The sequence below is a fragment of the Paenibacillus sp. LPE1-1-1.1 genome, assembly GCF_040676435.1.
Lineage (GTDB): Bacteria > Bacillota > Bacilli > Paenibacillales > Paenibacillaceae > Pristimantibacillus.
Window position 1 is genome coordinate 719868 of record NZ_JBEGHY010000023.1, and the last position, 13675, is coordinate 733542.

The 13675-nt window shown below is 51.3% G+C and carries 8 protein-coding genes; 1 reads left to right on the forward strand and 7 read right to left on the reverse strand.

Going from position 1 to position 13675, the window contains the following annotated elements:
• Positions 1–7: 7 nt before the first annotated feature.
• The gene (locus MRBLPE1_RS19935; protein WP_364148734.1) at positions 8–1084 is read left to right on the forward strand and encodes a GerAB/ArcD/ProY family transporter; all 1077 of its coding nucleotides are present in this window, start codon (positions 8–10) and stop codon (positions 1082–1084) included.
• Positions 1085–1152: 68 nt separating this feature from the next.
• Here MRBLPE1_RS19935 and purT read toward each other — a convergent pair whose 3' ends face one another.
• From purT to MRBLPE1_RS19970, 7 genes are all read right to left on the reverse strand, one after another.
• Entirely contained in the window at positions 1153–2334 is a 1182-nt protein-coding gene (gene purT, locus MRBLPE1_RS19940) for a formate-dependent phosphoribosylglycinamide formyltransferase (RefSeq protein ID WP_364148736.1), read from the reverse strand.
• Positions 2335–2457: 123 nt separating this feature from the next.
• Complete coding sequence (locus tag MRBLPE1_RS19945; protein WP_364148738.1) at positions 2458–4281, reverse strand: ABC transporter ATP-binding protein; 1824 nt, start codon at positions 4279–4281, stop codon at positions 2458–2460.
• On the reverse strand, positions 4281–6068 hold the full coding sequence (locus MRBLPE1_RS19950; protein WP_364148740.1) for an ABC transporter ATP-binding protein: 1788 nt from the start codon (positions 6066–6068) through the stop codon (positions 4281–4283). The genes MRBLPE1_RS19945 and MRBLPE1_RS19950 overlap by 1 nt, the downstream gene beginning before the upstream one ends.
• 311 nt (positions 6069–6379) lie before the next feature.
• Complete coding sequence (locus tag MRBLPE1_RS19955; protein WP_364148742.1) at positions 6380–10036, reverse strand: dynamin family protein; 3657 nt, start codon at positions 10034–10036, stop codon at positions 6380–6382.
• Between the two features lie 10 nt (positions 10037–10046).
• Entirely contained in the window at positions 10047–10319 is a 273-nt protein-coding gene (locus tag MRBLPE1_RS19960) for an NAD/NADP transhydrogenase alpha subunit (protein WP_183561027.1), read from the reverse strand.
• A 5-nt stretch (positions 10320–10324) separates the two neighbouring features.
• Positions 10325–11020, reverse strand: coding sequence for an endonuclease III (gene nth / locus MRBLPE1_RS19965; protein ID WP_364148745.1), 696 nt, complete (start codon positions 11018–11020; stop codon positions 10325–10327).
• A 163-nt stretch (positions 11021–11183) separates the two neighbouring features.
• A complete protein-coding gene (locus MRBLPE1_RS19970; RefSeq protein WP_364148747.1) occupies positions 11184–13664 on the reverse strand; it encodes an S-layer homology domain-containing protein in 2481 nt (826 codons plus the stop codon).
• Between the last annotated feature and the right edge of the window lie 11 nt (positions 13665–13675).

Consider the following 13675-nt stretch of genomic DNA (forward strand, 5'->3'; position numbering starts at 1 on the left):
AATGATCATGTTGGAGAAAGGAAAAATATCAGGCGTCCAGATGGTACTGTTGCTGTACCCGACCGTGCTGGCCACAGGATTTCTTGCCCTGCCGACGATTACGTACCAGTATGCTCAGAACGACCTTTGGATGACGGGAATCCTTTCCATCTTTATGGGTCTCGCTTCTGTATATGCAGCGGTTCGGCTCCACGAGCTATATCCGAAAGAAAACGTCGTCCAGCACAGTGAAAGGATTGTCGGGAAATTAGCAGGGAAAATCATCGGTACGATTTTCTTTCTCTATTCCACTCACGCCAATGGTACGATTATTCGCCAATATGCCGAATTCGTAAAGGGCAGCTTCCTATTTAAAACGCCGATCCTGCTCATCAGCGCTACCATGCTTTTGCTCGCCTCGATTGCCGTACGCGGCGGCGTGGAGACCATGGCGAGGAGTGCCGTTATTTTCACGCCGATTTTCATAATTCCTTTATTGTTCCTTCTTCTCCTCATTCCCGATATGGATGTACGAAACATCTTCCCTATACTTAGCCACGGTATTATCCCGGTCCTCAAAGGAACGGCCACGCCGCAGGCGTGGCTCAGTGAATTATTTTTTATGACCTTTTTTCTGCCATGTATGACCGATTCGAACAAAGGCCGAAAATGGGGCCATCTGGTATTGGGCGCTGTCGTACTCAGTTTAACTTATGTCAACTTAATTATGCTATTTTTGTTTGGATCAGACACGGGCAACAAATCGTATCCGGTACTGGTCGCTTTCCGTTATATTAGCGCTGCCAACTTTTTTGAAAATTTAGAGGCGCTGCTTCTCGCGATGTGGATCGTAGGAAACTTCGTTAAGATCAGTGTATTTTTATATGCGTCCGTTCTTTCTTTCGCACAAACGATGCATTTATCGGAGTATCGGCCTATTGTATTCCCGATAGGCATCCTCGTGCTCGTGTTCAGCTTTTGGGATTTACCTAGCACATCCAGATTCGGAATCTATTTAATGTATGCCGTTCCATTCCTGATACCGATAGTGTTGACGCTTATCCCGCTGCTGCTGCTATTTATCAATCGACTGCGCAAATTCTGAACGATAGGAGTAAAAAACCTCCAATTCCCCTTATCGGGAAATCTGGAGGTTTCTTTGATCCTTGTCAATTAGTTATCATATTTAATATATAGGGCTTCGGCGGCCATACGCGCTGCTTCACGTGCTTGCTCCACGTCAGAAGCGCTGCTAAGCGCTACGGCCATACGGCGGCCTACCTTCGTCTCGGGCTTGCCAAATACGCGAACCTGCGTATTTGGCACCGAAAGTGCTTCCTCAATACCGCCGATACGGAATGAATCAGATTCACGGTCTGCTTTCAACGTATGCGATGCGCCTGGCGTCAGCAGCCGGATCGTTGGAATCGGGAATCCTAGAATAGCACGGACATGAAGGGCAAATTCGGACAAATCCTGCGTAGCCATCGTTACCATCCCCGTGTCATGCGGACGCGGCGATACTTCGCTGAACAATACGCCGTTTTTCGTTATGAACAGCTCGACACCGTAAATGCCATACCCGCCGAGTTCATCCGTAATCCGCAATGCAATAGCCTCGGCTTGCGCGATTTGCTCCTCCGTCATTTCATGCGGCTGCCAGGATTCGATATAATCGCCATCCTTCTGAACATGACCAATCGGCGGGCAATAGCTTGTCCCGGATACGGAACGAACGGTCAGCAATGTAATTTCGGATTCGAACGTGACGAAGCCTTCTACGATAATACGCTGCTTCTTCGCGCGGCCTCCCTCCATGGCATAGCTCCAGCATGCTTCAAGTTCCGCTTCGGAACGGCAAACGCTTTGGCCCTTGCCAGAGGAGCTCATAATCGGCTTAATGACGCAGGGAAAGCCAAGCTCTTCTGCGGCAAGCCGCAATTCGTCGAGCGTATCGGCAAAACGGTAGGGCGCCGTCGGGAGCTCCAATGTCTCCGCAGCCAACCGGCGAATGCCTTCGCGGTCCATCGTGAGCCATGCCGCGCGAGCCGTCGGAATGACGCGATGTCCTTCCTTTTCAAGCTCCAGCAGCGTCTCCGTTGCGATCGCTTCGATCTCCGGAACGATATAATCCGGTTTCTCCAACTCGATAATACGGCGCAGCTCGGCGCCGTTCAGCATATCGGCCGTATAGCTGCGGTGCGCGGCTTGCATCGCCGGCGCATGATCATAGCGGTCAACGGCAACCGTCTCCACGCCAAGGCGCTGAGCCTCCAATACGACTTCTTTCCCAAGCTCGCCGGAGCCTAACAGCAGCAATTTACGGGCATTCGATGTTAACGGTGATCCATACATAAAGAAAAAGAACCTCCTGGAAGCAAATCGATTCGTTTTCCTCTGCCTTGTTCGGCAAAGATAAACGCCTCGGTTCGTTTTTTCTTCCATTGTGGAGGTTCCTTGATGAAAAATCAACCATTATTACAGAAATCGATACTGTGCTTCGATTAATCCGTTATAAACGCCACGTTTGTTAATCAGCGTCTCATGATTGCCTTGCTCTACGATTTGACCATGGTCAAGCACGATAATTTCATCCGCGTGGCGAATCGTCGACAACCGGTGGGCAATCATAAACGAAGTGCGACCGGCAAGCAGTATTTTCAGCGCTTCTTGGATCTTCAGCTCCGTCTCCGTATCGATACTCGCCGTCGCTTCATCCAAAATCAAGATTTGCGGGTCGGCCAGCAAAGCCCTTGCAAATGAGAGCAGCTGACGCTGGCCCATCGAGAGTACGTTTCCGCGTTCTTCAACCTGTGTATCGTATCCGTCGGGAAGCCCCATAATGAAATCATGCGCATTAACGGCCTGGGCAGCCTTAACGACTTCCGCGTCCGTTGCGTTCAACCGGCCATAGCGGATATTGTCACGAATCGTGCCTGCAAAGATAAATGTATCCTGAAGGACGATCCCCACCTGCGAGCGCAGGCTCTCGATCGTTACGTCGCGAATATCGATGCCATCGATGAGCACGCGGCCTTCTACGGGATCATAAAAGCGGCAAAGCAGGTTTATGATCGTACTTTTGCCGGAACCGGTGTGGCCGACAAGCGCGATAGATTGCCCTTCCTTCACATCAATCGTCACGTTTTTTAGAGCAGGCCTTCCCTTCTCATATTCGAACACAATGTGGTCAAACGTAACGGCGCCTTTAATCTTAGGCAGCGGCTTCGCTTGCGTTAATTCGGCGACCGTTGGCTCTTCGTCGATAAATTCAAAGATACGCTCCGATGACGCCATCGCGATCAGCAATTGTGAATACATTTGACCAAGGCGGTTGATCGGATCCCAGAAGTTTCCGATATAGTTGGCGTACCCGACCAGCAAACCGACGGTAATCGCGCCGGTTTGAATGAGATGGGCACCGTACCAGAACAGAATAAAAGTTCCGATGGCTGAGGTGACCTCGATGACGGGACCAAACGCTTGGTTCATCGCCGAAGCTTTGTTCCAGGACTTGACGTTGACCGTATTCATTTGGTCGAAGAAGCCCATGTTTTCCTTTTCCTGCACATAAGCCTGCGTAACCTTCATCCCTTGAATGCTCTCATTCAAATGGGAGTTGATTCGAGACTGCTTAATCCGGACATCCTGCCACGCAAAACGAATTCTTTTGCGCAGGGTCGTTGAAACGAGGAACATAAGCGGAACGGTTATCATCACGGCAATGCCGAGTTTGAAATTCCAAACGAGCAGGATGATAACGATCCCGAACAGCTGAACGCAGTCCATCAATAGATTGACGACCCCGTTCGTAAATAGATCCTGCAAAGCATTAACATCGTTCGTCACGCGGACAAGCACGGATCCAGCCGGCCGTTTATCGTAGAAGCGGAAGCTGAGCTTCTGGATATGCTGGAATAAATGATTCCTCAGGTCATAGATAACCTTTTGTCCGATAATATTTGTATATTTGATGCGGTACGTATTGGATGCCCATTGGATAATATACAAGAAAAGCATGGCTCCTGCAATGACGAGCAGCTTGGGTACGCTCGTTGCCCCGTTAGCCGGCGCGATCGCTTCGTCGATGGCGAGAATGACGAGCGCCGGTACGCCAAGACGCGTCATTGTTCCTAGGATCATCATCAAAATAACAGGCATTAACTGTTTAGAGTACGGCTTCATATACATGAACAATCTGCGCAGCTGTCCCCAGTTAAAGGGTTTTTCGATCAGCTCATCGTCTTGATAAATGAAGCGTTCGTTTTTATTGCTTACCTTTGCTTTGGCATTCGTGCTCATTATACGGTACTCCCTTTCCGATCATGCGCCCCCGCAGTCAATGTTGTATCATCAAGCGGATAATCAGCATATTGAATGTTATAAGTATCCCGATAAGGGCCTTGCTGAGCGATTAATTGCGCATGCGTGCCCCGCTGCACGACATGGCCTTTATCGAGGACGATAATTTCATCGGCATGTCGGAGCGAAGAAATACGGTGAGCGATAATAAACGTCGTCCGCCCAGCCATCAGCTCTTTAAAGCCTGCTTGAATTTCATGCTCGGTTTCCATGTCAACTGCGCTTGTTGCGTCATCCAAAATAAGAATGCGCGGATTTTTAATGAGCGCTCTTGCGATGGCAATCCGCTGCTTCTGTCCGCCTGATAAGCCCATGCCTCTTTCACCGACGATCGTATCGTAGCCAAGCGGCAGCTCCATAATAAAATCATGCGCTTTAGCGAGCTTAGCGGCGTATTCGATTTGCTCCGGTGTGACGTCGCGCACGCCGTATGCAATATTGTCCCTGATCGACGCGGAGAACAAGAACGTCTCTTGAAACACGGGAGCAATCAAACGGCGGAGGCTTGCAACATCGAGGTTGCGGATGTCGATGCCATCCAGCGTAATCGTTCCGTTTTTCACGTTATAGGCTCTCATCAGCAATTGAATGATTGTCGATTTGCCCGAGCCAGTCGCTCCCAAAAACCCGATAACGGAGCCTGCCGGCGCATCGATAACCAAATCCGTGACGGCCGGCGTTTTGTCCGGATAGCTGAACGTCACATGATCGAAGCGTACATGGCCTTTCACGGTTTCATTGCTGACCTCAATCGCATCTTCTGTATTTTTGACGTGGACATGCTCATTCAGCAGTCCCAGCACGCGCTCGCCTGACGCTTTGAACTGCGTGTAGTTGTTGATATGAAACCCGAGTCCCCACATTGGTCCGATAATGTACCAGATTAAACTGAAGAATGCGACGAATTCGCCAAGCTTAAGCGAATTGTTGATGACAAGAATACCGCCGGTAACGAGCAGGATGACAGCGCTTAAGTTAGCGACAAGCTCCATGACCGGAAAAAATTTAGCCCAGATCTTTGCTGCGCCGACTTGGTTCGTCTGATACGCTTCGCTCCGCACCGAAAACTTGGATACCTCATGCGTCTCTCTCGCAAAGGATTTGACCGTGCGCACGCCCGTGATGTTCTCTTGGACCGCGGTGGTAAGATTACTCATCGCTTGACGCATTTCCCGGAATGCGGGATGAATGTTGCGTTCGAAACGAATCGCCGCGAAACCGAGCAGCGGGATCGTAACCAGCGTTATAAGCGTTAGCTGCCAATGGATCGAGAGCATCATGGCCCCGCCGAACACAATCATGAGGACCATGTTCAATATTTGAGCAAAGCCAAAACCGATAAAGTTGCGGATCGCTTCCAAATCCGCCGTTAGGCGAGACATCAGATCCCCTGTCTTCGCTTTGTCGTAATACTGGAAGGACAGCGTTTGCAGCTTGTCATACAAAGCGTTCCGCATGCGGAATGCCACCTTATTTCCAAGCCGTCCGCCAAAAAAACCGTGCAAAAACTGCATAAAACCTTTAAATGAAACGACTCCAACCACCGTAAAAGCAAGCGCAGGTACCAATTCGAATTTCTGTGGCGTGATCACATCATCAATGAGGTAACGCAGCAAATTCGGATAGACAAGTCCGAGCGCCGTAGCGCACATTAAGCATAATATGGAAGAGAACAAAAACTTTCGTTCCGCCCAATAGAATGCTTTCAACTGCCTTAAAACGTCCAAGTAAATCCATCTCCCCGTATCTATTTTGTAAGCATGAGTGAATATTATCAGCATCGTGAAATGCGAGCAAACAGTATAAATATTCATATAGGTGATTGAATCCGCTTATTATCGCGATATGTAAATTGGAAACCGTTAATGCTCTCAAATGGTCCTAAATCGTGACATATATGTGCCAATTGCTCGCTTTTTGCACAGAAACACACAAAAATAAAAAATGCTTTTGCGGACGTCATGCAAGTCCGCAAAAGCATTCAGCTGTTAATGCGATAGAACCGTCAAGATCCATTGACGATTAGAGAACAATTAACTTAGAGATCAATTAATTGCTTGTAAAGATTTTTGAGTTCCGCAATATCCGCGCTCCCGGTTAACGAAACCCGCTTGCCGCTCTCATAAGCAAGCATATCCTCTTGAAGCAGGCTTCCCGCATGCTCGGCTGCGCTGAGCCAGATCCGCTCATACAGCGCAGTCCACTCTGCAGTGTGCACCGCCATCCAACCGTTTAAGGACGGGGCAAGCAAAGCTTCCAGCTCTTTGCGAAGCTGAGCTTTGCCCTCGCCTTCGAAAAATTGGCGCGGAGATTTGAATCGGCTCCAAAGAAGCTTCGCGTCAATGTTATCCGCTTCCCAGGCTTTAGGCTCATCCGGCGTTGGCAGCGATGCCGGTGAATACGGAATAGCGCTGTATGAAACGATCGCCGCTTCCAGACGCTGTGCCGCTCCGTCATATTGCTTCTGCAGCTGGGTGTGGATGCCGCGTTCCATCCGCAAAGAGGTCGCCAGCATCTCCTGCGACAGCTCAAGCTGGACAAGCCGCTGCAGCTCGAGCCACGATGTCCAAATCGCTTTCCGCAGGTCGCGACCGTCATCCTGCAAAGAAGCGGGATTAAAGGCAAGATTATAAAATTCGCCAAAGCGGTACTGAATGCGCTGTACGACATAATACAGCAGCTCGCTCAGCTCCTGTTTAAGCTGCTCCGGCATTAATGCGCTTTGCAGCTCCGAGATCTCGCGCTTCGCATCGCTCACGGCAAGCAGGAGCTCCTTGAGCTCCGCTTCCCGCGCTGCGGCATCCCCCTCTGCGCTTTGCAGCCAGCCCGCAACCGTTGCTGCCGCCCGCTTCAGATCCTCCTCCGCCGCTTCAATTGCCAGGCGTCCAAGGTCATTCTGGATAAAGGAAAGGAATGAGTGCTCAAAAGCTTCGATGCCCGAGCGCTTCAGCAGCTCCGCATTTCCGTCAAGCTTGCCGTCAAGCGCCTGCAAGCTGGAAACCGGAAACAGGCGAGGCGAACGAATCGCATGCTGAAGCAGATTCGTCTCTACGTGCTTTAACACGCCGGCCAGCTCCTCCCCGTCTGCGGCCAAATCCGCCGCGTTAACGAGGAAAAACATTTTATCGAGCTCGAACTGGTCTTTTACCCGGCCAAGCTGCATGAGAAACTGGCGGTCGGCCTGTGAGAACGCATGATTATAGTAGGTAACAAACAAAACCGCGTCGGCATTTTTAATATAGTTGAAGGCAACGCCCGTATGCCGAGCATTAACGGAGTCTGCGCCTGGCGTATCCACCAGCACGATGCCCTGCGCGGTGAGCTCGCAGTCATAATGCAGCTCGATTTCGCTGACGAAGCAGGAACGTGATTCCTCTGCGACGTAGCGCTCGTACGCGGCTTGGTCAACGGAAAGCTGCTGCCCAAGCAGCGGCTCATGCTCTGCCCAGCCTGCGCGCGCGGCGCGCAGGAAGCTGTAATGCGGCCGGCCGCCGGCCCCGATCGAATCGGGGGTAAGACGGTCAATCGCCCGCATTAGCGCTGCGGCATCAGGCAGCTGGTCGATGCCTGCTTTCTCGCCGAGCAGCGCCAAAGAGTAGCGCACGTCGTCTTCGATTGCGGCGCGCGACTTCATGACGATGCGCGCCGTGCCGTGTCCGTGCTCCGCCGTAGGGGGCACGAGACGGTTGATCGCTGCCGTCGTCGGATTAGGCGAGACCGGCAGCACCGGTTCGCCGATCAGCGCGTTCGCGAGCGATGATTTGCCGGCGCTGAAGGCGCCGAACAACGCGATGGTGAAGCGGCTGTCCTGCAGCCGCTTCGCCTTCTCGCGCATCGCTTGCGCAGCCGCTGCCAGCGCGGCATGCGGCGCCAGCAGCGCCGCGGCGCCCGCTAAGCGCGCAGCAGCGCCGTGCTGCTGCGCAAGGGCGGCGCCGCCTGCTAAGGCGCCCCGCCCGGCGGTGGCGCCACGCGGCGCTCCTGCGCCGCTGCGTGCGTCGAGCGCCAAGGCAGCTCCGGCGGCAGCGGCCTCTGCCGCCGCCTGCGCCTGCACTTCCGCACCAGCATGCCGCGGCGCGGGCAGAGCCGGCCTATCCGGCGCTTCAGGCAGCGCGGCGGCAAGCCGCGCCTGATGCTCGCCTGCTCGCTTCGCCAGCGCAGCCAGCGCCTGAAAAGCGCCAGCCTGCGCGCGAAGCGCCGCAAGCTGTGCCTGCGCATCTGCGGCGGCGGCTTCAAAGCCCGCCGCTGCATGATCCGCCAGCGCATCGATCAGCGCAAGCGCCCGCTGGCGGTAAACCGCTTTTACATCCGCGGCCATATCGCGGCTATAAGTCATCGTATATTCATTTCCGATGACAGCCCCGGCCTTTACGCGCGAAATGAGCCAATCCGAATCGGGCAGCCACCCCAGATTGCCCACAAGCTCTGCTTCCAGCTGTCCGCCGTCAAAGCCGATACGTTCAGCCTCTCCGCGCAGCAGATGCTTGACATGCCAATCGATGGAGGCACTGATGAGACCGTTTAATTCCTCGCTGAACGCCTGCAATCTCCGTTCCTGCTCAGCAGCCGTCTTGGCCGCAGCGAACAGCAGACCCGCTTTGAAGCCGGGCTTCCGGCTTTCCAGAAACGACTGGGCCAAATCCCGAAGTCCCGCCGGCGTAATATTGGCATTGTCAAGCAGCGATTGCAGCTCTTTGCGAAGCTGCGCCCGGTATACCTCTTTTTGCTCCGCAAGAGAATGCAGAAGACCCTTTAAGCGAGCCATTTCAGCCGTCACTTGCGCCGCGGCTTCTTCCCCGCCTGCCTCTTCCAGCAGCCTTTCACGTTCAGGCTCCGCTTGAAGCTCACTCCATTTCAAATGGCCTTCAGCCAAATGACGCAGGGAAGCATCCACGCTATAAACGCAAAGCGGCTGCCGGATCATTTGAAGCTGGTCCAGCAGCTCTAGCAGCTGATCCCACTCCTGATACGGATGCTGCGGCTCGCGCAACGACAAATAAACGATTCCTGCCGGCTCCAAATGCCAAGCATGAAACGCTTCCTCTACGCTTTGGCGGTAACTGGCAAAAGATAGCTCGCGGTCGCGATGCTTATCGATCTGATTTACGATAAAGTATAAGGGCTTACCCCAATCCTTCAACTGCTTCGCAAATGAAAAATTGATCTCGGATTGCACATGGTTATAGTCCATCACGTAAAACACGACGTCAGCAAGATGCAGCGCCGATTCTGTAGCCATCCGATGGGCATCGTCGGTAGAATCGATCCCTGGCGTATCCAGCAGCACGGTATGGTTCCCTAGTCGCTTGCTTGGATAGACGATCGAAACCGAAGTAAACTGCTCGCCGTCTACGCAATAGCGATCAAGCTCGTCGATCGGCACCTCTGCTTTGGATACAACGCCGTCGCGAAGGATTTCGACAGCTGCATAAGCCCGTTCGCCGCCGCGGATGGATACCACGTTCGCGCTGGTCGGAATGGGACTGGAAGGCAGCAGCTTGGCGTCGCATAATCGATTGATCAATGTTGATTTCCCAGCCGAAAAATGTCCACAAAAAGCGACAGTAAGCCGACCTTCGGTCAGCTTACTGTTTAGCTCCTGTGCTTGCTTTGCATGTAATTTATCTCCTGAGGCTGCCATTAATCCCGCTGCCTCGGATAAAGCTCCCGCTATGCTTTGCACCGTTATTTCTGTCATTTGCTTCTCCTTAAACTGCTTGCTCTTCTTCAGACGGCAGGCAAATTTCAAATACGTTGCCGTGCTGCAAAATCATAATGTTACGCTCTTTATCGCGCATAACGACAACCTCGGGTTTAACGCGCATACGCTCGATGTATTGCTCAGGCACGTCGCCGGAGCCGCTTACGGTGATGCCTTCAACGACGATGTCCTCATTCTCCTCCGGCGGAGATTCTAGCACCTGCTCATAAATATCGGAAAAAAGCTCAAAATTCTTTGTGTAAACGGAAATACAGTTCATCGTCATCATCCTTCACTGGCTATTTTAGGTTTTATAATCTTATTTTTTGTTTTAAAGCCTGGCTTCATACGTTGTTTTCCTTCTTTGCACAAATCAAGCAGCGGACAGACCGGACACTGCGGGCTTTGCGCTTTGCAATGATAGCGGCCAAAAAAGATCAGCCTATGGTGAGTTAAAGTCCATTCCTCGCGCGGAACGAGCTTCATGAGCTTCTTCTCGACCTCCAGAACCGAATCCTCCGCTTTTGCAAATCCAAGCCGCTTGGTTACGCGATCCACATGCGTATCAACGGCAATAGCAGGAACGCCAAATGCATTGGACATGACGACGTTCGCCGTCTTGCGGCCGACACCTGGCAGCTCGGTCAGTCCCTCATGGCTTTCGGGCACTTCTCCGTCATATTTATCAATGACGATCCGGCATAGCTTTTGTATATTGGAAGCTTTGCTTCGAAACAAGCCGATGCGGCGAATGTCCTGCTCCAGCTCTTCCAGCGGCACGTTCAAATAATCCTCGGGACGCTTATATTTCTCGAATAAGCCCACCGTTACTTTATTGACCGTTTCATCCGTGCATTGCGCTGACAACAGCACGGCTATCGTAAGCTCAAACGGATTGCTGTGGTTTAGCTCGCAGTGCGCATCTGGAAACATCTCCGCAATGATATCCAGCACATGACGCATTTTCTGTTTCGCACTCATCGTCCTCTCTCCTAATGAAACACTATCGTTCAAAGTGTAGCGAAATTTGACACGCTTCGCAACCGTAAACAAGCACATTCTATAAAAAAACTGCCCATAAGGGCAGTTTTTTCACAAAATATAAATATCTCTGGCTTAAATTCATGAAGTTTCAAGCATTTTGCTACTTGACGACCGCAATCGCGTAATTTCTGAAGCCATAGATCGTAATGGCATCGCCCGCCTTAAAAGCGGTCACGGCAACGGCATTCCCGTTTAAAAAGTATTTCGATAAGCTGTTCACGTTAAAATAATTCCGGTTGTCTGCGTCCGATGCTTTCTCTGTCCAAATTTGCGACGCCGTTGCATTAAAGTTCGAAAAGATACGGCTCTCTCCAACAGCTACCGATATTTGAGTCTTGTTTCCGCCCGGCTTCTGTATCTCTACGTAATCGCCAACCGTAATCAGGCTGGTAGCCGTGCTTTGCGAAGCGCCTTTAATAGAAGTGAATCCTGCATCGACGTTATAAACGACCGTTTGGCCCGCAAGATCTACGATGGTTACGCTGCTCGCCGAAACGGCTTGTACTCTCCCGAATGTTGCAGCTACCGTGCTCGCCGTTGCTGCCTGCTTGCCGATATAGCTGACATTAATGAGAGTACCCGCTGTAATTTGATCGATGGTCAGCTTAGCGCCTGCTTCATTCGTAAGCTCCGTGCTGAGCACGGAAAGATCGAATGCAGCGGTCATTGCGTTTTTCACGCGCAGTTTTTTGCTCCCGGCATCTATGGAAATTACTTCGTATTGGGCATTCGAATGTACTTTAATTGCAGAAACACGGTCCTGCGTATTATTCAATTCCAATGTCAGCAGATCGCCTGACTTCAGATCGCTTAGCCCCGCGCTTGCGATGGCCGCATGCTCTACATAAGCGGTATTGTAAGGCAAAGCAACCGACGAGCCGTTGTCTAAACGAATCGTCATGAGATTGCTAGCTGCGTTCATCGAGACTAAAGTGCCCGTATATTTAGTCACGAATTGCAGCGATACGATCGTATTTCCTGTATAGCTGATTACGATTTTACGGTTAAGCGTCAGCAAATTGTAAGCGGAAGCCAGCGAAATCGCATTGCCGCTGTATTCAATTTTTGTTTTATCCGTAAAATATAGCGCCTGCGCATTTCCGCCGTTGGCATCAACGATCGTTAACAGCTTCTTATCGTTCACATAGCTGGCGATTTGCGCGCCTGCCAGCATTTTCACATTGCGGTTCACGACTTTAATCTTCGTTACTTTATCCGATTCATTAAGCGTCAGCTCAACTTCGTCCGCTTCTTTGATTAAGTCGTCGATTGTTGCCCCGCTCAATCCCTCGATTTCCACGGTTACCGTGCTTGCCATAAATTTCGATACAAGCGCGGAGCCCTGCATAACGGTAATCAGATCGCCGCCCGCTCCATAGAAAGCTCCTTTAACGCTCGTTGAAGTTGCTTGCGGAGCAGCGATGATTTTAAGCGCTAACGGCGTTTCACGGAACGTATCCTGCACGATGCTGATTTGGCTGTCTCTTTTGATATCGGACAGAGCAAGCGCTTTGCCGTCGCTGTCTGCTACCGTGAGCGTATCATTATAAAAAATTTCGACAGGCTTGTTATTTATCCAAACGTATATTTTCTTCTCGTCGGCAATTACGCGATCAAGCGTGCCTGTAACGGTTTGGGTATAGGCTTTGTCGCCCTTCACCTCAACATATAAGGCTTTGCCGTCTTTAGCAATCACGGTTACATCGCCATATTCAAGCAGCTCCTGCTTCGTAATCGGCGTTTCTGTATTGTAATGGTAAAAAAGCGTGTCTGCGTTAATCGTATAGCTGGTTTCCTTTTTATTGCTGTAGAGAGTGATTGATGAATCCGTTATTCGGGACAAGATCCCGTCGACCTGTCCTTCATAAGCAACCGGGTACAGCTTCTCTGCACGGCTGAACATTGTGGCGAGGCTTGCCCGATTCACGTTTGCTTTGGGATCGAATTTAACGGTTGTAACGCCCTTCACCAGCTCTAGCTTAGCCGCAAGATTCACATATCCCTTATAAATCGAATTGATCTGGGAAGCGTCAGAAAAGCCGGAAGCCGTATTTTGCAGCTTCTGTGCTTCTTCTTGTTGATTAATGGCACGGACCATAAGCTTCGTTACCCATTCACGCGTAGCAGGCTTCGTACCCCATGCAACATTGGGATCTTTGGCAGCAAGCTCGAACTCTTCCGTTTGGTCAAGCAAGCCTTCTTTGAAGGCGAGTGTTATGTATGCTTTAAAATAAGCGCTGACAGAAAAGGAAGCCGGAAATCCGATAATCGCGTCCAGATCGGCTTTTTCGTCTAAGCCCGCAAACCGCAGCGCCATAAGCACAGCCTCCTGCTGGCTTACGTTTTCGCTCGGGCGGAACACAAAAGCGCCGCTTGTTGTCGTGTAGCCTTCGATGATTTTCTGCAGCGCCAGCTTTGCGATATGCTTCTCTGCCCAATGTCCGCTGCTTACATCTTTGAACGGTGTCGATAATACGGAAGCCGCGTTAGCTTGGTTTGGGATAATAACGCCGCTTCCTGCCACCAACGAGAAAGCCAAGGCTCCGATCAAGATCTTTTTGCCCGCAAAATGCATTGTCATAAGTTGATATT

Excerpts from the sequence above, each read along its gene's own strand:
- MRBLPE1_RS19935 (WP_364148734.1), top strand. The coding sequence starts at position 8 with ATGTTGGAGAAAGGAAAAATATCAGGCGTCCAGATGGTACTGTTGCTG.
- purT (WP_364148736.1), bottom strand. The coding sequence starts at position 2,334 with ATGTATGGATCACCGTTAACATCGAATGCCCGTAAATTGCTGCTGTTA.
- MRBLPE1_RS19945 (WP_364148738.1), bottom strand. The coding sequence starts at position 4,281 with ATGAGCACGAATGCCAAAGCAAAGGTAAGCAATAAAAACGAACGCTTC.
- MRBLPE1_RS19955 (WP_364148742.1), bottom strand. The coding sequence starts at position 10,036 with ATGACAGAAATAACGGTGCAAAGCATAGCGGGAGCTTTATCCGAGGCA.
- MRBLPE1_RS19960 (WP_183561027.1), bottom strand. The coding sequence starts at position 10,319 with ATGAACTGTATTTCCGTTTACACAAAGAATTTTGAGCTTTTTTCCGAT.
- nth (WP_364148745.1), bottom strand. The coding sequence starts at position 11,020 with ATGAGTGCGAAACAGAAAATGCGTCATGTGCTGGATATCATTGCGGAG.
- MRBLPE1_RS19970 (WP_364148747.1), bottom strand. The coding sequence starts at position 13,664 with ATGACAATGCATTTTGCGGGCAAAAAGATCTTGATCGGAGCCTTGGCT.